Source organism: Caballeronia zhejiangensis, assembly GCF_000698575.1.
Lineage (GTDB): Bacteria > Pseudomonadota > Gammaproteobacteria > Burkholderiales > Burkholderiaceae > Caballeronia > Caballeronia zhejiangensis.
Window position 1 is genome coordinate 24,510 of the sequence record NZ_JFHD01000037.1, and the last position, 20,729, is coordinate 45,238.

The window sequence follows — 20,729 nt, forward strand, 5'->3', positions numbered from 1 at the left end:
CTTGTTGATGGGTGCCCCGCCAAGTACTTGAGAGCGTCCGCTATTCCTTGGAACGGTCGAAGGGCAAATGGATCAAGTCAACGAAGCACCGCGAGATCGGCTTAATCTTGATCGCGCAGGCGATCGCAAGGGCGCCGACCACGAAAATCGCGATCCAACGTCCCGGGTCCGGCCAGCTGGCAATCTGCCCCAACATTTTTGTGGCAATAGAGGCGATAAGATAAGTGACCACAAGGAAGGCGATCACATCGGCGAGACGGATAAAAAGCGGTCGGGTCATCTTTCGTGCTCGGTTTATAGGTTGGCTCAGCGCCGCTGAGTTTGTAGACCTAGCGTCTTTCGCGAACCTGTTATGCGCACGGCGTTTGCGCGAGTTTAGCCAGTTGCCGAACATCCGTTTAATATCCGTCACCAACGCACGCGCTGTTGCCACCCGTTGTCGATATAGACGTCGATGGCGCGCGGGTTTTGCGATATCTGCCAGAGCACCCTGTCGAACACGGCAACGGTATACGTGTTGTCATAGTTGCCCACGACGTACGATCCGATTCGTTGACCGACACACGCCCGCGCGCCCGAAGCGAAGCCGTTACCGAGCGATGACTCTGAGACTTGCGGCTGGTCATTCAGCGTGTATGAGCCGTCGCCTCCAAACCAGCCCCCTTTGTTACCGCTCGGCCTTTTTTGGCCCTGTACGACGTAGGCACCGCGTTCGGCGGGGAGCAAGGGTGCAGGGCAAGGATCATACGGATCATAGACTTGACGGGCGTAGCTCGATCCATCATTGCCGTCAGCCTGATCGCAACTCGGAAATGGTCGCCCCTTGCTCAGATCGTGGTAGAGCTGGTTGATGGGAGGTACGCACTCGTCAACGCCTTTGGGGCCGCCGTTGGATGCGGGGTTCGCCAGGCACAGCAAAACTTTGCAGCCATATTCCGAAGCCTGCGTCGACATCGACGCGCCGAGCACAAACAAGGCAACGAGGGTTTTTTTCATCGTTTCTTCTCCCGATGGCGCTTTTCTCGCGAGCGAGAGAAGCGTCAATCTACGAACTGAACAAACGGCGCAGCTTCTTGGGTGGTCGATGACGGTGATCGCTGGACGGGGACAGGTTGCGTTTCGTGTGGTGACGACCTGGAGATTGGACGAGTTGGGTTCGCTTCGACCGCTGAGCCTTTGGTCGGTGTCGCGAGCCGCACTTTGACAGTCGGATCCCTGCTGGTATCGTCGACCGGCAAGGCGGAGGCCGGGTCGAGCCGCGACCGGTCCTCCGCAAACATCACCCATTGTGCCGACGTGGCCGCTTGCTTCACAGGTTTTGCGTTTGCCGTCGGCCGCACTGGAACGCCTGCATCGGCGCTATCTCGCTTTACTGCTGGCACGACGGGGATCGCCGTGTCGGTCGCGTTTGCAACAACCTTTTGCACGTAGCTCGGCTGACCCGCGCGATCTGGTCGGAAGCCGCGCGTGAAGTTGCCTGAGTAGTAGCAACTGAACGTCGCGCGCAGCGCCTGCTGATCGTCTGGAATCCGAGCCCGCGCTCGCTGGTAGCAATCTCGGAGAATCGCACCGCCGGCCCTGAGGTTGCGGCACGGCTCAAATACCGTCTCGTAACGCTCGCCGTACTTCGCAAGGTTGAATCGATTAACCTGTCCGAGGCCCATCGAAAAATTGAATCCCTGGCGCTCGAGCGCTCTGGCCGTCGCGACCGCTTCCGGCAAGTTGCGCGGCTGACGCTCCAGCCGACCGCCTACAACGCCAATCGCGAAGGGATTGCCTGCCGATTCGGTGGTCACTACGCCCCTGAGCGTGCTCGGATGCACCCCCGGGGCGCACTCGGCGGCCAGCTTGTCGAACGGCAGGGCCGACGCTGGCGTCTGCGCGGTAGCGATCCGGGAGAGGGCGATCAGCAGGCCGATCGACAGCAATGTTGCGGACAGATCACGCGCCTGCATAAAGGATCTCCGATATGTAGCGGCCGTTGCGCTCGGTGTATTTCCATTGCACAACAACGTCGATACGCCTCTTGACGCGCTCGATGATCTGTTCGCGTGTCATCGAGGTATGGCCGTCCATCAGCTCGCCGAACCGGTCGTACATCTCGGCGGGCGAATCCGTGTGGATGGTCGTAAGCGATCCTTTGTGGCCGGTGTTGAGCATGTTCACGAACTCAACCGCCTCCGAACCGCGGATCTCACCCATGATGACCCGGTCAGGTGTGAGCCGCATGCACGAACGAAGCAACGTGGTTGGTGTCACCGCAGCCTGTCCTGACGCTTGATGGCGGGCGTAGGACAGTCGCACGCAGTTCGGCTGCGCCGGCTCGATTTCTCGAGAGTCTTCGATCGTGACGATGCGTTCATGTCCGGGTATTTCCTGGACCAGCGCATTGAGGCATGTGGTCTTGCCGCAATAGGTGCCGGCAGAGATGACGATGTTCTTGTGCGCGAGGACGGCGCCGCGCAGGAACGTGTCCCACTGCTTCTCGCGGTACATCTCCTCCAGCCGTGCATCCGAATACGGCTCGTCGACTACGTCGCCGTTCACGAAGCGGAACGCGCCTTGTTGCATGTATTTCGGCAGACTCATCCGAACGAGCGATTGCTTGCGAATCGTCATCGCGATGGTTCCCTCCGGCACGACGGGCGGGAGGATCATTTCAGCCCGATAGGTTCCGCGCTCGAAATCCGGAATACCATCATCAAGGTTCACAGGGATTTCAGCCGAGAGAATCGGGCTCTCCCGGTCCACCTCAAGGCTCTTGAAGGAGGCGGTGACATCGGCCAATGACGACAGAAGCTGATACGACAGGCCGGGCACTTCGATCTTTTCCGCGTAATACGAGTCTTTCTTTCTGAGCCAGAGTTCGCCGGGCTTGTTGACCTGGATCTCGGTCACCTCTTTGTCATCGAGATAGTCCGCTAACAGGGAGAGCTTGGCTCGGAAGGAGGCAATCTGCGACATGTCTCCTCCTCATTGAATAAACGTTACGCCATCGACGTGCTTCGCCGCGTCGATTTGCTCCTTGTAAATCGACGTGAAGTCCAGATCCTTGTTCACGTAGATTCGCACGCGGGAGCCTGCTGGCACTGTGACGGTGGGTTGGATGTTGATGTACGGAGAAAGTACTTGCTGCGACGACTGAGCCGCGGCTTGCTGGACCGACTGCCGGTATTGTGAGGCGGAGTTGTACTGGTCACCCGAACTGACGCCCGCATTCGACGCGCCGGCACCAATAATCGACAAGAGCGCCGACATGCCGAAGATCTCAGCAAAATGGGTGTCAACGATTCCGCCCATACCCGCTGTTCCAAGTTGGTCGCTGCCAGCGCTGTCAATGGCAACTTGCACGCCGTCCGGACGACGCAGTGTGTTCCATACGACGAAGACGCGATCCTGGCCTTTGCGCAACTCCGCGTTGTACGTGCCGCACACGCGGGAGCCCCACGGAATGAGTTTCAGCCGACCTTGTGCGCCATAGACGTCGCGTTGCACAAGCGCGCACAACTGGCCCGGGAGATCGGAAATCGCCCGCGGTTCCAGAACCGCTTCAATAAACTCGCCTTGCAAAACCTTGTAGGGAAGGTTGTCGATCTGACTTGCCATGCTCACCGGGACAGCGTTGCCACTTACCGCGCGCGCGAAGCGCGAATTGGCATCTTGCGGACCCTGATCGCTCGAGCCGCCTCCTAACATCCCGGTGTTCTGCCGAACTTGGTTGCCTGCATCAGGCCCAGACTGTGATTGAACGCCTGCTGGCTGATTCGCGCTGTTTGGCGGGATGATGGCCGACTTCATGCGAGCTTCCAGCAGACGGCGCGCTTGCTCTCGACGCTGCATTTCCATCTGCTCGCGCTGCGCTTTCATCGGGTCATCGGCCTGCACCGTGCTTGCCGGTGTTGGAGCGGGTGCTGCGGCGACAGAGGAAGTACTCGCCGCTTCATGATCCTTGAGTTTCGGCACAGGCTTCCGATCTGGGATGGAAATATCGCTGCTTGCCGCCGACTTGGCCGTGTCACTGCCGCTGTGCTTGGCCAACCACACCGCCGCGATGGCGCCGGCCGCGATCACGGCGATGGCGATGCCACCAAACCGCTTCTTTCGATTGTCGACGACCATCGACGCATTCGCCTGCTTCTCCCACTCGCGAACGGCCGCCTCGCGGTCATCTGGCGTATTGCTGTTCGGATCTGCCATATCAATGCTCCACTGTTCTGAGCGCCGAAGCTGCGCTCATATCAGCGCGGCGATATGGATTCGCATTGTTCTGTACGCAGAGGTGGGCGTCGCCGTTGCGCAGCGTGAAGAGGCTCGCGGTGCGCTTGACGACCATAAACGGGCCTTCCCGGCGCGGACTGACCGCGGACTCAGTACCGTCCGGGCCTACGGTGTAAAACGAGGGAATCTCGGCGTTCTGATCGAACAGAAAATAAGTGAACTGCCCATCGTCAAAGGCGCGTTTGAGCGGAATGGCGGTTTTGTCCCCCGACACGCCGTAGTCAATATTCAGTCGCGCGGGATCAATTCCGGTGCTCGTGCTCGCGTCAGTCCGGCTGCCGCCCGCGTAGCCGCTCAGGTTCGCATTTTGGTTCGAACCTGAATTCAGGTAGACGAAGCGCACGAGAAACGTCTGAGTCGTGCGCGCCTTCGAGCTAGTGAGCTTGAAGTAATAGGTGCGCTTGTCGGTCACGACCGTTAGGTTGGTTGCCGCATTCGGCTCGACCGGCTTGATGAACAAGCGATTCTGGTAGGGCACTGTCTGCCATGCGATCGAGTCACCCAACGAGACGACCTTGACGATCTCGTCGTTGGCAAACTCGATGGAGGTTTGGTAACCGTATGTGCCAACCACCTCGTACACTTGATTTGGGTCGTACGGAACCTGCTTGACGCGATCATCAGTTACAAGCGCATGCGGGAGTTTGGCCGCAAGTGAGGAGGCAGGAATCAGCGAAATCGTCACGCTGCTGATCATGGCGAAAGCGATGGGAGCGGATTTGAAGTTCATGGTCTGATTCCTTGCACGAAGCACTTGCCGACGGCGCGTTACTGGCGGCTCAACTCTTGATCCTTCCGATACCCCGTCGTGGCATATCCGAGCGCGTTCTCCCAACGGTCGCCCAACGCGAGCGGTTTGAAGGTAAAGGTGTAGCGCACGAGCGCCGTGTAGTAGTCGATCTTCGGCGGGCTGCCGGGCTTTTCGGTGATGGATTGAAAGGAGACTTGATAAGCATCCTTTCCGAGCGATGTAATACCCGTGATCTTCGGATAGCGACGGCCGCCTTGGCCGAGCTGGTAGTAGGGGTTGTTAGCGTTATCCGCACTCGTTTCCGCGTCATACTGTGCGGCGACCGATTGCGTCGAATGCAGGCGACACAGATCGGCGAAGCGTTGCCGCCAGTCCGGGTCAAACGTGTTGCAATACATGATGAAGTCGTACACCTGGCTCTGGACAAAGCTTTCCTGGCCCGAGATGGTTTCCTTGTTGACAACTTGTTGCTTCACCACGTGCCCATTTGCATCGAGCACGGACACGACCGGAATGACTGTGTGAATGTTGGCTAGCACGGTGATCGCGCTAGCCATTCCGCCGACCACAAAGAGAAGCAAGCCGATGAAGAGGTATGCACGGTTGCGCTCTTGCTTGAGTTTGTTCGAGCCGCCAAGCTGCATCCGTTGAGTGTCAGTGTCGCCTTTGAACGTACTCTTGCCGAAGCTCATTTGAGCGACCCCCTGGTTATCGTCCGAGCAGCCATCATCAACAAAGACAAGCCTTGTACAGATGCACCGCCGGAAAGGGATGCAGCCCAGCCTTTGACTTGCAGCATGAAGATGATCAATACACCTTCAACGATGTAAAGATATGCAACTTGCTGTACGTTGATAAACGCGGCATCCGTGACGCTCGAGGCCTTTCCGGCTTCGTCAATCGCATCTCCAAACGCGAGAAAACCAAAACGGACGATGGCTATAACCAAGATATAGATAAGGCAGAAATTCAACATCTTGCTCAGCCAATTGATGGCCCACTGCCGTGTTTGTTCAAAAAAGAAGAAGCCAGCGAAGACCGGTAACAGAACCATCGTAATTGCGAGGCCGAACTTTGCGATCGTCATGTAGACGAGCGCAAGCACAAACAACACGCAATTGATTAGGAAGAGACCGAATCCCTGCAGAATCATCCCGAATTGATACCAACTTACGTTTTGCATCAACGCCGAAACCTGGCCAACGTTGTTATACAGTGCGTCAAGCATTGATGCCGTCGATCTGCCTGACATGATGGTCGAAGCCACTCCTTCCATGAACGACGTAAAGAAGCCATAGATGCTTTGGCCCATGCCTCCCCAGTTTAACGCAGAGAATACGGCGGCGGTCATGAAGGCTTTTGCAAGTAGGGCGTTCCATCGCATCGGCTCGTAACCGCCATATATCTTGTAGCCGTAAGCCGCCCAGTAGACCACGGCGAGCAGATAGACAGGCGTAGATATCGCTGCAGCAAGAGCGGGGTAGGTCTGCGTCAGGAACGAATGAGTTACGCCATCGGCGGCGCCAATCATTCCTTCGAGGGTCATTGTCGCCATGGATTGCTCGAGCCGTAGAGCTGCTTGAAATGTGCAACTACATCGGGTGCTTGAATATCTGCCTCGGTCAGCGTCACGCCGGTGTCTGCCTTGACCTGTTCAATCACCTTGACGACACAGCCAGGAATCATCTTCCCGCCGAACGAAGGATCTTTCGCGTACAACTCTGCGAAGCAATGACCCGGATACCATTTGGCAACCGCTACCTTGTCCGCTCCAAGCAGTGGGTTCCCGCTGCCTTTTTCAATTGTCGGCGTCGACGATGGGGTCATCTCTTGTGGGGCCATTGTGGAAGGTACGGCAGGCTCTCGGCTGAGAGTCTTGAGGAGACCATAGCCACCGACGAGTACCACTGCTGTACTCACCAAAATCCATGTCCAAAGCTTCCTAGACATCTCCATTCCTCCCATAGCTAATTGCGTTGATCGGTTCGAAAGAGCAGGCGCACGGCGATCTCTCGAGCTTGCTCGACGTACTGGTGCAGCTAGAGAGCACTGCGCCGATCACCAAAACGACAACTAAGCGGATGCTGCGTTTAATAAGCCACAGCGGGAGCCATACCGAGGCAGTGCAAATTTTCAGAACTAGGATGAAAGGCTTCATTCTTTTCCTCCTTCTGTGGCATGTTCCTTCCTACGCGAAGGATTGGCTATTTCTTCCATTGATAAAACTTCTGATTTCCGGCAGTAGCTTGATTCTGTTGATTCACCAGATTCGCCTGCAAATTCATGTTCATTGCGTTGAGCTTCGCCATGGCGCTCGACAACATGCCGTTTTCGCTGGCGATGCGGTTCTGCAAGTCTTGCGCATCTTTAACGTTGGTCGTTGTATCCACCTGCTGACTCAGCACGGACAGGTTGTTGAGGTGCGTCTGGACCTCGGAATACAGTGAGTCCCCACCCGCTAAAGCAGCCCGAACCGAATCTGTGCTCATTTTGTACGTGGTCGCATTTTGCGCACTAGGATCCGCGAACACGTCCTGCGGCAGTGTGTTGATGAGCTTTTCGTAAAAGTTTTGTCTCGCGCCGAAGGTGCCGCTCTGCTGTTGCGAAACGACCTCTTGCCACGATCCTGGTACAACCGATGCCGCGTTGATCGACTGATTCAACCCAATCGACCCGCGACCATAACTTCCGGTGACAGCTGCATATTGATCTTTCAGAGTTCTGTACTGGTCCTGCAGTTGCGAAAGTTGCTGCTGGAGTTGCAGAAAGGTCGCGGCATCGAACGTGGGAATTCCCGTGGCGTAAATGGGCACCGAAGCGCTGAGTGTGACGCCGAGAGCGATGGCTAACAGAGTGTTTCGCACGGTCACGCTCCTTCCCGCTTGAGGTTGTGGGTGTTCTCGGCGACCGCACGCCGCATAAAAACGGGTACCCACTGTTCTGGTTCGTCGGTCTCGAGTTCACTGATGATTCGCTCCATCAGCGCAACACCCTTGTCGTTCGACGACAGGACAGGAATAAATTCACGCATATCGGACAGATCGAACTTGACCCGAATCGACTCGTGGCCGCGCCGTATCAAAAACTTGAAGCTCTCGGGCGGAGTGTCGTGAACGAAGTCGAACTCGCCGATCGTGAGGCCGAGACGGTCCACCAGATCGGTCTTGCTCGCCTCACCATTCGGAAGGAAAATCTTCGTTGCAGTTTGCTTCTGGATCGAATCGGTTTCGCAGTAGAGGTATTTCGCGTCGGGCGTGACGAAGATCAGCAGACCGTTCTTACGGCGAATTTGCATGATGTAGCTGTCAATCTTCTCGCGCCAGTACGCGTGTTCGACGAGATTCTGGCCTTCCTCCAGCACGAGGATGAACGGCTCACCGTTCATGGAGTGCTCGATGCGGTGAAACGGATAGCTCAAGACGACAGGCAGCTCGGGCCGAGCAACCCCGTCCTTGATAAGCTGCCGCATTTCGAAGCAGTAGTGCCGGCACTGCGTGAGGTTGATGCTGTCGTTCTCGTTGTCGAACACGCGCCAGTTGGCACCTGCTGAACCATTTGCGCCATGCCAGATTCGCATGTCCTTCGCGAGTTCGCCCTGACCAAAGCACCATGCCACGTTGCGCAAACGTCGGTCTTGGAAAGGCAAGACGTCGTAGTTCTCGGTGACTGCCCGCTTGAATCGCTCGATGTCGTCGGGAACGAGCTTCCCGCCATAGCACGTGCGCATCAGTGTCATCAATTCCACGAGGTACAGGCGATTCTCCGGCGAGTCGGGCAACTTGAAGGGATTCCAACCGGTGTTTCCCTGAACCGACAGCGTGGTATGTGCCGCACCCATCGCTCGCATGAACACCTTCGCACCCTCGCGGTTATCGAACCAAAACACGCGAGGCCGGGCCTTGTCTGCCATGGCGATCAGTGCCGACAGTAGGGTGGTCTTTCCCGCTCCAGTGTCTGCGGTCAGGGCCAAATGGCCCGCGACCATCCCTTCCATCTCTCGGTGGAAGTTGAAGTAGTAGGCGGTGCCGCTCTCTGTTTCGAAAGGCATGATCGCAGGCCCCCACAGGTTGCCGTCAATCTTTCCAATCGCGTAGTTATGCAGCGATGCAAATCCTGCGAAGTTGCCTGACTTGATCTTCCCGCGCCGGCCGATGAAGTGCTGCGCCTGGCCAGGAAGCTGGGACCAGAAGAAGGTCTCGACCGCAAACCATTCACGCACCGCCTTCACGCCGAGGTTGACGAACGATTTCTTGAGCAACGCGACCGCGTTATCAAGATCCGCAATCGTTTGCTTTTTGTTGTCAACTGGGTCGGCGTGCGACATTGCGGCAGGCACATGGGCGAGGATCGTCAGATGATGGAGGCCGTTGACTGCTCGACCGCTCGTGAGATCGCGCAACCCATCAGTGATTTCCTGCTTGTCCTCTTCTGCACCGCCGTCCCGGTCGTTGACAACGAGACGTCGCCGCTCTTGTTTCATATCGTGCTCGGCGGTAATACGGTCGCTGAAGAAAAACGACTGCGTGACGATGTACTCGACGGGTTGCTTCAAGAACTCGTTAAGCATGTTTGACGGCGTGCGTGCTGGCCATTCCGCCATGCTCAGCATGGCACCGGCCCGCGTTGCGCTGAGGTTCTGCACGGCCATCATGTTGCCTACCACCTTGAAATCGAGCCACGACACAGCAAGCGTCCGGTCGAGCTGCAGGTCCGTGATAGGTACGCGTTCGTCTTCCAGATTGATCAGGTAGTGGAAAAACCCAGCAATCTCCGAATAGTCTTCGCCGAGATAGTCCTCTACGTCTTCGCGGTCGTACACCTGACAAACGCCGTACTGAGTCTGAAACTCTTTCCAGCTTAGTTTGAATCGCTGGATCGCGACCTGAGCATCCGCCGCACTAACCTGTTCACTGAGAAACGCCGGTCGGCGCCGGACACAGAGCTTTCGCGCACCGTAGCCGGACAGGGTCTGCACGACAAGATTCGTAGCTTCGTTCAGATCCTTCGCTTGATCGTCGAACGACTCCTGGTCTTCGGACGAAATCTTCGCACCTGAGGCGAGCGAGAAAACACGGTCCAACAGTCCAGGCGCGCCTTGCCGAAAGCGATTCCTAACGATGCTGATGTAAATCTTGTTGACGTAGAACGAACGCTTTTCATAGCGCTTGCGCCAAGCTGCGTTGAAACGCCGTGCGAACCATGTACCGCCATCACCTTCCGGGTACTGGTTCACCTTGCGACGAATTAGATGGACGTAGACGCCGCGGTCGCTGTTCGCGATCGAACGCAACACGGTATTACGCCGCCGTTCGAACTGCTTGATTTGGACCGCGCTAAGCGAGTCGAAATACAGTCCATCAAGCTCAATCACCTGAACTAAACCGTCGTCTTTCGTGATGATGGTTTCGTCGTCATAATGCACGGTATAAGGAATCATGTCGCTTGCTGCCATTTCCTTGTCGTCGAGAGCCGCCCCGTCCGGTAGCGGCATCGACAGCGACATGTCGAACTTCTCTTTCAGAACGTCAACGAGGCGCATAGCGTCGGCATCTCCAGAAGCGCTTGTTCGGGCATGCCTTTAAATGCGTTGCGGCAGCCAAGATGTCGAACAAGTAAACGTCTTTGAGACAGATTAAGTAACTGGCAAGGAGCAGAAAGGGTATGACCATTGCGGGCAACACGGACCGTGAGATCATCGCGGCCATGCTAGGAATGTAGAAGCTCATCCCCAGACTTGCGAGCGTCAATCCACCGACCATCGTGGGGCGAGTCATCGCAGCGACAAGCGCTTCCCCCTCATCGTCGTGAGAGTCCTCGACCCCGCTCATACGATCGTTCCAGCGGAGCGTGCCTTAAGATCAGATACGATGTTGGGAGCAAAGAAGACGAGGCCAATGCCGAGGCCCCAACCGCCAAGCGTCATGAGGTCGATGCGGCCGGTCTTCCAGCGGTAGCCTTGGATTGCCAAGGTGATGATGCCGATGTAGTAGCCCCACTCGTAGATCAGCAATTGTGTGACTGACCTTAAGAAAGCAGTGATTCCGCCAAATGTTCCCGATGCGTCTTGAGCGTGTGCGAGTTGCGGAAGAAAGAGGAGGGCGATCACACAGGCATTAGCCGTCAAGTCGAGCACCCTGTCCAGTCGATCGGTTTGCTGGGTTTCGGCGGCTTGGTTTGAATTCTGTGCTTGCATTTTCGGCCCTCTCATGAGATGAACCTTAAGGTTCGTTAGCTTTTGAAGAAAATGAATAACGTATAAGCAGTACTAATATATGGATTGACCCTTATCTCGCTTGGCAGGATTTGGTTAGTCGTGTTTTGTTTGATCCAACTCGATCGTAGAGTCGGAGTGGACGTGAGTTGTTTCTCGCATACGGATCCTAAGCTCGACAACCAGTTGAGCGTTTCTCGATCGCTCTTCGGCTTTGGCGCGCGCGCTGAGCCACTCGTTCAGCTCCTTGGGAATTCGATACTGCGATCGAACAGATTCGCCCATCCTCGCTCCCTCTCCGTTTTTGTCACTATCCAGTGACTTATAGTCACTATACGGCAGTGTCTGGGTAGTGTCAAATTTAACTATGGAAGATACCCACCGCTCTCAATATCGCTTACCTTGGCCGCTCTACGAGGAGCTGAAAGCGGCGGCGGAGAAAAACCGCCGCCCGCTGAACGCCGAACTCGTAGCCCGTCTTGAATCAACGTTTCCTCAGCTCTCGGTAGGCGCTGGCACCGATGTATCGACCTTGCACCTCACTATTTCCCGAATGTCCCTGGCAGATCTCATGACGCCAGCCGAGATCACGATGTTTGCGCAACGGATGGTCGACATCATGAATAACAAAGGCGGCACCGATGACGCACCTCAATAGTGCCTATGATCAGACAAAACCTCGAAATTGTTCGTAATGTAGTGCCACTTACTTTGTAAGAATTTGTGTCGTTGCTGTGCATTTAAACGGCTGCCGCGCAACCGGCCCCCGACGGCATATGTGGAACTATTCGAAAATGGTGCTGATGTTGATCGCAGATCAGGCCGAGGAGTGTCATACGCGCACTTGAAGAGGACGACGTATTAGTTCTACCGCGTGATTGCCAGCACGTGCAAGGGCTTGACGGTGCCACCGAAAATGCGGAGGGAAACGGGACTACCAGACGGAGAGCGATCTTCGATTACTTGCTGAATTGGTGATGAGCCGCGATTTCGACCGGCAAGGCGTTGTGTCCGATCCTAAGGAGCGCGTACAGGCACTTGAGCTTCATTGGCTGGACTGGCTGCATGAGTCTGCTGCGAACGGCAACCTTCGCAAGAAGACTCGCCCCGTTCATCGAGCAGGAGTCGCCGCAGGGGCAGCGAGGCGACGCACTTCACAAAATGCGGCTCCGTTCTGCAAGGCGAGCTTACGGCGCTCGAGTCGCGCGAAGATCGCTTCGCTTCAAGTGAAGGCACCGCGGTCTGTCGCGCGGCCACCGCGGCGTCGCGGCATATCGTTGACCCCAGTACTGTTGCTGTGTCCGGCCCGTGCTGCAGCCGCTAGCAACGCGGCGAAACAGAAATATCGTGCGGGGAGAATGTCTGCATGCGCTATCTGGCAGGTGCAGGATCCGGCGAGTCGACGGACCGGCATCGACAGTACGAGGGAAATGGAATGAGAAGAAGGTCGGCGGAGAACAAGTTGCGAGTCGTTGCGGTTCGCATCGACCCAGTAATCGAGCAGCGCCTCCGAGTGCTGGCGGAGGTAACGGGACGCAAACAGTCGTTTTTCTTGCAGCGAATGATCGAGCAGGGGCTTGACGCGATGGAAGACATTTGGCTGTCACCCGAGACGCTGGCCAAAGTTCGGAATGGCGAACTGTCGGACTTGGTTGGGGAGTACGGTACGACTTCAGATTTATTCGACCTGGAAGCGGCCGATACCGGATCAACGTAAATGCGGTTTCGTTGCCGCAGCCTGCAGCGATGAGTAGTGAGCAATAGAAATGGGAGAAGGGATGAACAAACAAGAATTGGTTGATGCAGTCGCATCCGAAGTTGGGGTCAGCAAGAGCGCAGCGGAAGAGGCAATCGGAGCTGTGTTGGAGACGATCTCGAAGGAGGTAGCGGCAGGAGGCGCGGTTCAGCTTGTAGGGTTCGGCACGTTTGGCCGTGGAGAGCGCGCCGCACGAACGGGTCGTAATCCTGCAACAGGCGAAGCGATAGAGATTGCTGCGGCGAAGACCGTGAAATTCACGGCCGGCAAAGCTTTTAAGGATGCGGTCAACCGGTCGTGACCTGGCGCGCGGTTGTTATCGAGCCACTCAGAAAAGTTGGCCGCCAAGCGGTTGCAGACTGGTGGGCTTGACAGCGCTCAGGCGCTGCGAGCCATCCGGATGAATCGATCTCGATCTGATCATCACGCGTTGACCTCGTGCTTCACCCAAAACTTCGGCGATGCGATCGCCATAGCGTGCGATGGTGCCGCGCGGCGGCTTTCGCCTTATGATGTTTCGGTTAGGAGAGGGCATAGACAGATCTTGCGGCTGCTGCGACGTCGGCTCTACTTTCCTGGCGTTACGTCAACGCCGATGCGGTCTGCAAGGTCCAGCAGTTCCGCGTAAGCCTGCTCGTCTCTTAATAGATTTCGTGGGCTGCCGACCTGCTGCAGCGTCCCCTGCGGAACGCGATCACCAAACAGCACCACGGCGCGCGCCGTGTCGTCCTGGCGCGAAATCCAGGAGAGCCCTTGGATGTCTTCGTGTTTTGCATGAATGGCTTCAGCCCACAGACGCGTGTTCGGGTATTCGTTCTTCTCTGTGTCGATCAACTGCTTGCGCTGCACGCCGAGTTTGCGTAGCGCGACGCTGCTGAGGTCGGCAAGCTTTAGGTCGCGCTGGACCTGTACCTGGGAATGCACTTGTCCTTCGAGCTTGTCCTTGGCGTAGTTCTTATAGCCAGGCGCGTGGGAGACGTCGTGGAACACCGATTCCATGGCGGCTGCGTCGAACGTGATCGCCGCGTAGATGGTAGGAATTGCGTTGCCTTTGTTATCGCGGATTGGACTGAAACGCGCATTGCCTTTCTTTCCCGGATTGAACTCGCCAGCTTGGTACTGATCGGAGTGCACGCGGTGCAGCACCTGCTTGCTTGTTAGAGTCCATGGCGTAATATGAAGCGTCGCCGGCGGCGCCGGGGTCGGCGACGACGTTGAATTCGACCGGATCTTGCTAGCGTCACCATCGCCCGAAGGCGCGGCCGTACCTGCCGCTGACGAAGGCGTGCGGGGTTTAGCCATGCAAGACGCCTTCCACTTCGTCCTGGGCAGCGGCGACAACTTGCTCTGGTTCGACCGCAAGTACATCCTGAGGGCGTCGGCCGCCCAAGAAGCTGTTGGCCGAGAGGAACCAGTAGGCTAGCCCCCAACTATCCTTCTTGTCGCCGAAGACATCCAAAACGAGTTTGAGAGCTTTACGCGGTCGCCATCCGGCCTCGGGATCGAGCCCGTAACCCGGAAAGTAGTCGATGCCGTTGTGGTGAATCGCGAAGATTCGGCGCTCGCGCTTCCACTTGTTGGGCTGGGTGCTGGGATTGGTTGCGCTCAAACCAGCGAATTCGGCGACCCTGGCCGCGGTCAGCCAGTCCGCTCCTTCCAGCACGGCTTTGCGCGAACGCGCGAGCATTGCTGCTTCTTTCAGCAAGTTCGGTGTCGGAGGCGCCTTGGGTACGATGGCATTGACCAAGGCCCTGAGCGTCTGCTCATTCTGCTCGCTTAGAGTCTCGCCAATGAACGAGACGACCGTGGATAGCGCTTGAGCTAGCAGCACAGCCTGCTGAATACCCGCATGAGCCAGAGGCACGACGATGACCTGTTCAGCCTTGTATTGCTCGAGCCGCGTTCGCACCTCCTGTGGGGTGCCTACCAAGGGGGCAAGTTCGGTCGGTTCATGAAGAGCAGGCATGGCAGGCCCCTGATGGATTATATCGAGTATCAGTATCAATAATATCCGAAATAATCTCGTGCGTCACCGACGATGTAACCGGCGAAGCGCTTGTGCCGCGCGGGAGGCCGTCATATCGCTGAATAGCATCATGTATTAAGCGATTCACGAAATGTTGATCATACAATTTATGTTAAGTTCGCGATAGGCTGCGGCAGCCGTCAGTCGCCGGCCAAGCTGCTTCATTGGTCCTCATCAGGAGTGAGCGCCGCTTCGTAATTTTGGCCGTCGTAGAAGACATGACACCAACGATCGAGACAACCTCCGCGTCCAGCGTATACGCGATGATGGCTCGCTTGCTGAAATGAGTGACGCGAAGTCTGGGCAGCAGATCATCGCGTGCGACGCCCCGTGCCGGGAACGTCTGAAGCTTCATGCAGATATCGACGATCGAATCACGTATCGTTCTGCCGTGATCGGAGTTTTTACCAGTCGCCTTCAGACATCGCCGCCGTCAGTCCTCGTCATTACTGTCGCCGCTTCGTCGACCATGGTGGAGACCTGCGCGCTCAAATCGTTTACAACGCCGCGGCAGACGCTAGCTCAAAATCGGGGCAAGTTGTCGCACGCTCGTTGCACTGACGACGACGGTCCCTTGACAGACTCATTGCGCTGCGTGTCCGGAACCCGGATCTGTACCGGCCCGGCCGTATCGAGTAGAAGCGACAGATATTGCACGTGTTGCACTTATTGCACTTATCGAGTATTCTGGTTAAGAAAATCAGACAGGGGCGTCCCATGACGACGATGAATCGAATTCGCGAGGTGTCTCCACCTCCGATGAGCCAGCATGATCTCGAAATGGCGCGGGTTGCGCAGCGTTGCATTATGGAAGCGCTCGATCACTCGCGTGCGGCCACGATTACATTGACGACCGACACGGGCGAACATCCGTCTATCGACGTACCTCCAGCGGCGCTCAAGCTAATTGGTCAGCTTCTGGGCGCAATGAGCGAAGGCCGTGCGATCTCGGTCGTGCCAAGCCAGAAAGAGTTCACGACCGTCGAAGCAGCGCACTTCCTCAACGTTTCACGGCCTTTCGTGATTAAAGAAATCGAAGCGGGAAGACTCCCGCATCGGATGGTCGGGACCCATCGGCGAGTTGCTTTCGGAGATCTGATGGCCTACGCCAATCAAATACGCGAGCGGCAAGAATCTGCATTGGACCGTATGGCAGACAACGCACGTGATCTCGGCCTGGATTACTGATGGCGGGGAATGCGCGCTACACAGCCATACTTGACGCTTGTGTACTCTACTCCATCGCCCAGACAGATGCGCTGCTGAGTCTGGCGACCGCTGGGCTTTTCAGCGCGAAATGGTCGAGCAAGATCGAAGAAGAATGGATGCTGGCGCTTGTACAACGGCGCCCGGACTTGAAGGACAGGCTGTGGGTACGACGCGACGCAATGCGCGACGCCGTACCCGATTGGCAAGTGCTTGATGAAGCGTGGTCTCCGCTGGTCGAAAGTCTCAATCTCCCCGACGCCAACGACAGGCATGTTCTAGCGGCCGCCCTAGCCGGTCATGCGAATTGCATCGTCACCGCTAATGTCCGCGATTTCCCTCAAAGCGCTGTAGCGCCGTACGGAATTGAAATCGTACACCCCGATCGATTCATCGTGAACCAATGGGATCTTGAGCCGCTAGTCGCGATCTCATCATTCAAACGAATGCGTGCTCGACGCAAACGACCACAAAGTTCAGTGGACGAATTCGCGACAGTGCTCGAACAAAATGAGCTGCCGATGACCGCTCAGAGAATTCGTGAAGCTGGCGAGCTGATCTAGACCCTGCGGCGCTCGTGCAGAGACCGCTGCTCCTCCGTAAATATCCGAAGCATTCGCCTCGGATTTAACATTTCGCATTACGTACGAATGTGTGGCAATGTTGCTTATGTCAATTGATGGTTGCGGTGGAAATGTGTTCCTTCGGGTCAACCGCTGTTTGACATGACGATTTTCCGAAACCTGCCTCCTGCGTTGCGCGATACTTCGCGATAACACCGGACCCGCGATGATGCGCGCGAGCATGGAGCCGGCCGTATGTGAAGACGTGGGCGCAGAAGTATCGCGACCAGGGGCTTGTCGTCATAGGCGTGCTTGCACCGGAGTTTGCATCCGAGCGCAACGTCGATATCGTGAAAAAGGCGGTTCCTGATCTCGGTATCGACTATCCCGTTACGATCGACAACAAGTTCGCGATATGGCGCGCGTCAAACAGTTTGCTGGCCGGCGCATTATTTCATCGACGCCAAGGGCGATATCCGCTATCACCACTTCGCCGACGGCCATTATGCAAACTCCGAGCAGGTGATTCAGCAACTGCTTGCCGACGAAGGCCACAGCGCCGCGGCTGCGATGGCGATGCGCGCGACGCATGGCACCTTCGCGGCATTAAGGAAGCGCTGTCGCGCTATCGGGGCGGCGCGGCCGGCACGGCGCAGATCGATCGCTTGAGCGAAGGCGATACCGGTCATGCGGAATCGGTGCGGATGCGCAGGTGTCGTCCGGCAAGCTGCTGCAGATCTTCTTTTCGGTCGCGCACAATCCGACGTAACTGAACTATCAAGGCCCCGATCACGGCACGCAATATCGCTCGGCCGTATTCCCGACGAACGCAGCGCAGCGCGAAATCGCCAATGCGTATATTGCGCAGCTCGACAAGGCGCATGTGTATGGCGGCAAGATCGTCACGAAGATCGAAGACTACAAGGGCTTCTGTCCGGCCGAACGCTATCACCAGAACTATCTGACGGAGCATCCGGAAAGCCCTTATATCGCGATCAACGATCTGCCGAAAGTGGCGAACCTGAAGCAGATGTATCCGGACGCCTATCGTCAGGACGAGGTGCTCGTGACGGTCGCATCCAAATAGGCATCGACGATCGCGAGCACCTCGGGCATGTTGCGCCTGCCGAAGCCGAGGCGCACATGCTCGTCGCCGTGATCGACCAGCGTCGAGGGCAAGAGCAGCACGCCCGTGCGTTCGAGCAGTTCTGCGCAGAACCGCTCGGCGCTTTCGCGCTTCAACCGCACGAAACCGATCGTGCCCGCGCGCGGACGATGCCACTCGAAACGATTCGCATGGCGCGCGAAGAAGGCGTCTAAGGGTGCCCTTGATTTCCGTGCAATTTCCGGGTTAGAACGCTCTCGGCGTGGCGGGACTTTGCAGTCCGGCCCCAAAAATATTACCCATCAAATCAAATAGTTGCTGTTTGCCGGCCTGGAAGGGACCTATTCCAAACACGAGGGCGTGTTCAAGGTCTCCAACCGCGGAATGACGTGAAAATTCATGGCTAGCATGATGATGGGTGACACCGCCTTATTCCAGGACGAAGTCAATCCGGTGATGAGCGCTGCACTCGATGCCGGCCTCCAAGTGACCGCATTTCACAAACACTTCTTTTTGATCAGCCAAAGGTGTTCTTCATGCATATCGGCGGTCACGGCGACGCCACCAAGCTCGCACAGGGCGTCAGAAGGGTCTACGACCGAATCGCGGAGGTCCGATCCGCGCACGCTGGTCCCGAAAGCGTCTTTCCCAGTCTGATCGCCAATCCGGGCAGCATCAGCTCCGAGCTGCTCGAAGTCAACCGGCCCGTCTGTCAGGCCGTGGAAGGCATCAAATTTACTCAATAAAAGCAAACAGTTCATCGGTTGTTGACGCCGGCCTCAGCGAATAGTCCCGATTCCCTGATCGCCCGCATCATCGCGTGGACTCGGGTGGGACAAGTACAACGTCACGGACCACCCGATCGACAGTGGTCGAGCGCATGACAGTCTGCCGCCGAAGACCGAGCAACGCGATGATGATCGATGGATCTACTACATTTTTTGTTTCCTCGATCGTGACTACGTGCGCCGGGCGATAAAGAGTCTCCCGATACAGAGCACCGTACCACAGCGGCGCGCGGTCACTTGCGTCGCGAATGATGAAGTGTGAACGCCAAAGGCGTAGCACCAGACGGCTGCGCGATGAGTCGGGATCGGTCCGCACGAGAGCAAGCTGCGAGGGTTCGCCCGCCGAGTATTTGGGCAGCACCGGCAACCGGTCGACTTGTGGCTGTGACAGCAACCAGCCGAGTGCCGAGCGCGCCGTCCAGGCGACAGCGGGCTGCCAGCCGGCCTGCTTTAGTGCGCTGATGATTGCATCATTGCTTGCCGCCCACTGTAGCGGTAACGGTTCTTCCTCATCACCGCCGATTTCCATGCGCCGTGCCGGCAGTAGTTGCCAACCATTGTCGAGCCATTGCCCGATGGACAAACTCAGGGCAAGCCGCGCGATCGGTGAACCACTCGCCTTAACGGGTTGCGTGTGGCCGGAAATATACCCCGCTCCGGCAACCGCGAGCGTTCCGGTGATCAGCAGCGCCATCGCCTTGGGAGACACATCGTCGTCCACATGCCAGGAGGTGTAGGTGCCGGCAAACAGTGAAAGCCACGCGAGCCCGAGCGCCCAGCCGCCGAGAAGTCCGGAAAGCCAGGCCCGGCCGAGATAGAGATCGGCTATGGAGCCTATGACGATCCATAGCGCAACCGCCGTGGCGACGCCTGCACGCCAGCGCAAGGTTTGCTGGCGGCATAACAGCCAGCCGGCGAAGGCAAAGATCAGCAGACTGAACGCTGCGCGGCCGTCGGGCAGCGGGGTGTGAGGGGTACCGGGAATCCAGTCGACAGGCCGCGTGGACTTGAAATTGAACCCGAGAAACGGCGACAGCACGACCCCCACGCCAACCACGACAATCCACCAAACCGCGGACTTCCAGCTTCGCTTCCATATCAGCCAAACAAGCACGACAGCTGAAACTGCGTAGACCACCGAGCGGTCATTCAACGCGGACAGACCGGTCATCAGCGAGTCGATCGGCGCGATGTGGAGTGACTGCAGGAAAGCGTAGAGCGCTGTGTCGGCCCGCATCAGTGGATCATTGGCGACTACGTCCTGCAGCACACCGCCAAAGAGCCACACGCTTCCGATAAAAAGCAGCACCAGCGCCGCCAACGTGGGGAACTCGGGCGAATCGAGATCGACGATCTTCCGCAACTGTGTTCCCAACCACGGAAGGCGGCGGGCCCAGTGCCGCGTCACTCGCGCCGCGACGCGTTTTGTCATCGGAAGGCCTCGCTCGACCATCAGCCTGACGAGACGCACGATGAGCCAGAGAAGCAGAGCCAAAATAACGAAGATCGCGGCTAGGCGCGCGCTCACGGCTTCGGCCAGGGACGCGGATGCGCCGAACAGGATGCCCGGGGCGATATGCGTGGGCGCCCAGGCGAGCGCCGAGACCACATTGATCGGATAGAACTTCGCGCGAGCCATCCGGGCCGTGCCTACCACCAACGGCACGATCGCCCGCACCGGAGCGAAGAATCGGGCGAACACGATGCTCTTGCCACCGTGCCGCGCGACGAACTGTTCGCCGCGTAACCAGGCGGCCTCATGGCCGTGCGATCGCGACCAGGCGCCGACCTGGGTGTGATAACGCCGCCCCAGTTCGTAGCTCAGGCCGTCCCCGGCGATGGCGCCCAGCGTAGCCACGCCGATCGTGAGCCAGCCGTCCACCGCGCCGGCGCCGATCAGCGCGCCCGCGGCGAACATCACGACCCCGGCCGGCACGAACGTCCCTATCGCTGCAATCGACTCCGTGCATGCCGCAGCGAACACCACGGCGAGCACCAGATGCGGACGTTCACCGAACGACAAGAGCAATGCGTGGATGGACATG

General features: G+C 57.4%; 22 protein-coding genes and 3 pseudogenes. 8 read left to right on the top strand and 17 right to left on the bottom strand.

The genetic code is table 11. The annotated features are described in order from the left end of the window. Positions 1 to 40: 40 nt before the first annotated feature. From BG60_RS29690 to BG60_RS29750, 13 genes are all read right to left on the bottom strand, one after another. Entirely contained in the window at positions 41 to 280 is a 240-nt protein-coding gene (locus tag BG60_RS29690) for a hypothetical protein (protein WP_008345281.1), read from the bottom strand. Between the two features lie 128 nt (positions 281 to 408). Then, positions 409 to 996: a hypothetical protein gene (locus BG60_RS29695; protein ID WP_008345282.1), complete on the bottom strand. Its 588-nt coding sequence runs from the start codon at positions 994 to 996 to the stop codon at positions 409 to 411. A gap of 44 nt (positions 997 to 1,040) precedes the next feature. After that, on the bottom strand, positions 1,041 to 1,955 hold the full coding sequence (locus tag BG60_RS29700) for a lytic transglycosylase domain-containing protein (RefSeq protein WP_008345283.1): 915 nt from the start codon (positions 1,953 to 1,955) through the stop codon (positions 1,041 to 1,043). Next, complete coding sequence (gene virB11, locus BG60_RS29705; protein ID WP_008345284.1) at positions 1,942 to 2,964, bottom strand: P-type DNA transfer ATPase VirB11; 1,023 nt, start codon at positions 2,962 to 2,964, stop codon at positions 1,942 to 1,944. Before virB11 ends, BG60_RS29700 begins: the two co-directional genes overlap by 14 nt. 9 nt (positions 2,965 to 2,973) lie before the next feature. Next, positions 2,974 to 4,197 (bottom strand): TrbI/VirB10 family protein, encoded by a 1,224-nt coding sequence (locus tag BG60_RS29710; protein WP_008345285.1) that lies wholly within the window; start codon positions 4,195 to 4,197, stop codon positions 2,974 to 2,976. 1 nt (position 4,198) lies between these two features. Beyond that, the gene (locus BG60_RS29715) at positions 4,199 to 5,008 is read right to left on the bottom strand and encodes a TrbG/VirB9 family P-type conjugative transfer protein (RefSeq protein ID WP_008345286.1); all 810 of its coding nucleotides are present in this window, start codon (positions 5,006 to 5,008) and stop codon (positions 4,199 to 4,201) included. Between the two features lie 38 nt (positions 5,009 to 5,046). Beyond that, complete coding sequence (locus tag BG60_RS29720) at positions 5,047 to 5,721, bottom strand: VirB8 family type IV secretion system protein (RefSeq protein WP_008345287.1); 675 nt, start codon at positions 5,719 to 5,721, stop codon at positions 5,047 to 5,049. Continuing rightward, a complete protein-coding gene (locus BG60_RS29725) occupies positions 5,718 to 6,584 on the bottom strand; it encodes a TrbL/VirB6 family protein (protein ID WP_008345288.1) in 867 nt (288 codons plus the stop codon). Before BG60_RS29725 ends, BG60_RS29720 begins: the two co-directional genes overlap by 4 nt. Further along, positions 6,572 to 6,979 (bottom strand): hypothetical protein, encoded by a 408-nt coding sequence (locus BG60_RS29730; RefSeq protein ID WP_033535951.1) that lies wholly within the window; start codon positions 6,977 to 6,979, stop codon positions 6,572 to 6,574. Before BG60_RS29730 ends, BG60_RS29725 begins: the two co-directional genes overlap by 13 nt. Positions 6,980 to 7,233: 254 nt before the next feature. Next, entirely contained in the window at positions 7,234 to 7,899 is a 666-nt protein-coding gene (locus BG60_RS29735) for a TrbJ/VirB5 family protein (RefSeq protein ID WP_008345290.1), read from the bottom strand. Beyond that, positions 7,896 to 10,568 carry a VirB4 family type IV secretion/conjugal transfer ATPase gene (locus BG60_RS29740; protein WP_008345291.1) on the bottom strand — a complete coding sequence of 891 codons (2,673 nt, stop codon included), beginning with the start codon at positions 10,566 to 10,568 and terminating at the stop codon, positions 7,896 to 7,898. The genes BG60_RS29735 and BG60_RS29740 overlap by 4 nt, the downstream gene beginning before the upstream one ends. Then, positions 10,555 to 10,857, bottom strand: a complete 303-nt coding sequence (locus BG60_RS29745) for a VirB3 family type IV secretion system protein (RefSeq protein ID WP_008345292.1) — start codon at positions 10,855 to 10,857, stop codon at positions 10,555 to 10,557. Before BG60_RS29745 ends, BG60_RS29740 begins: the two co-directional genes overlap by 14 nt. Next, a complete protein-coding gene (locus BG60_RS29750; RefSeq protein WP_033535953.1) occupies positions 10,854 to 11,222 on the bottom strand; it encodes a TrbC/VirB2 family protein in 369 nt (122 codons plus the stop codon). The genes BG60_RS29745 and BG60_RS29750 overlap by 4 nt, the downstream gene beginning before the upstream one ends. A 385-nt stretch (positions 11,223 to 11,607) precedes the next feature. Here BG60_RS29750 and BG60_RS29755 point away from each other — a divergent pair, with 385 nt between their 5' ends. From BG60_RS29755 to BG60_RS29765, 3 genes are all read left to right on the top strand, one after another. Then, positions 11,608 to 11,898 carry an Arc family DNA-binding protein gene (locus tag BG60_RS29755; protein WP_008345295.1) on the top strand — a complete coding sequence of 97 codons (291 nt, stop codon included), beginning with the start codon at positions 11,608 to 11,610 and terminating at the stop codon, positions 11,896 to 11,898. A gap of 708 nt (positions 11,899 to 12,606) precedes the next feature. Then, a complete protein-coding gene (gene relB / locus BG60_RS29760) occupies positions 12,607 to 12,957 on the top strand; it encodes a type II toxin-antitoxin system RelB family antitoxin (RefSeq protein ID WP_326929436.1) in 351 nt (116 codons plus the stop codon). A gap of 61 nt (positions 12,958 to 13,018) precedes the next feature. After that, on the top strand, positions 13,019 to 13,297 hold the full coding sequence (locus tag BG60_RS29765; protein ID WP_008345297.1) for an HU family DNA-binding protein: 279 nt from the start codon (positions 13,019 to 13,021) through the stop codon (positions 13,295 to 13,297). 266 nt (positions 13,298 to 13,563) lie between these two features. Here the strand turns inward: BG60_RS29765 and BG60_RS29770 are convergent, their stop codons facing one another. After that, positions 13,564 to 14,298, bottom strand: a complete 735-nt coding sequence (locus tag BG60_RS29770; RefSeq protein ID WP_033535948.1) for an RES family NAD+ phosphorylase — start codon at positions 14,296 to 14,298, stop codon at positions 13,564 to 13,566. Beyond that, on the bottom strand, positions 14,291 to 14,962 hold the full coding sequence (locus BG60_RS29775) for an XRE family transcriptional regulator (RefSeq protein ID WP_033535955.1): 672 nt from the start codon (positions 14,960 to 14,962) through the stop codon (positions 14,291 to 14,293). Before BG60_RS29775 ends, BG60_RS29770 begins: the two co-directional genes overlap by 8 nt. Before the next feature lie 777 nt (positions 14,963 to 15,739). Here BG60_RS29775 and BG60_RS29785 point away from each other — a divergent pair. The 4 genes and pseudogenes from BG60_RS29785 to BG60_RS29795 form a co-directional block, all read left to right on the top strand. Continuing rightward, on the top strand, positions 15,740 to 16,210 hold the full coding sequence (locus BG60_RS29785; protein ID WP_008345300.1) for an excisionase family DNA-binding protein: 471 nt from the start codon (positions 15,740 to 15,742) through the stop codon (positions 16,208 to 16,210). Then, positions 16,210 to 16,791: a PIN domain-containing protein gene (locus tag BG60_RS29790; RefSeq protein ID WP_008345301.1), complete on the top strand. Its 582-nt coding sequence runs from the start codon at positions 16,210 to 16,212 to the stop codon at positions 16,789 to 16,791. The genes BG60_RS29785 and BG60_RS29790 overlap by 1 nt, the downstream gene beginning before the upstream one ends. A 251-nt stretch (positions 16,792 to 17,042) precedes the next feature. Beyond that, positions 17,043 to 17,376, top strand: a pseudogene (locus BG60_RS37295) (thioredoxin domain-containing protein); the annotation flags it as partial. Positions 17,377 to 17,384: 8 nt separating this feature from the next. Further along, positions 17,385 to 17,878 (top strand): annotated as a pseudogene (locus BG60_RS29795) (peptide-methionine (S)-S-oxide reductase); the annotation flags it as partial. Here BG60_RS29795 and BG60_RS37300 read toward each other — a convergent pair. Next, positions 17,842 to 18,039: a hypothetical protein gene (locus BG60_RS37300; protein ID WP_033536599.1), complete on the bottom strand. Its 198-nt coding sequence runs from the start codon at positions 18,037 to 18,039 to the stop codon at positions 17,842 to 17,844. The pseudogene BG60_RS29795 and the gene BG60_RS37300 overlap by 37 nt on opposite strands. Before the next feature lie 184 nt (positions 18,040 to 18,223). Between BG60_RS37300 and BG60_RS40220 the strand changes: the two are divergent. After that, a pseudogene (locus BG60_RS40220) lies at positions 18,224 to 18,591 on the top strand (DUF1259 domain-containing protein); the annotation flags it as partial. A 118-nt stretch (positions 18,592 to 18,709) separates the two neighbouring features. Here the strand turns inward: BG60_RS40220 and BG60_RS29810 are convergent. Further along, positions 18,710 to 20,728: an LssY C-terminal domain-containing protein gene (locus BG60_RS29810; protein WP_008345306.1), complete on the bottom strand. Its 2,019-nt coding sequence runs from the start codon at positions 20,726 to 20,728 to the stop codon at positions 18,710 to 18,712. Position 20,729 lies beyond the last annotated feature (1 nt).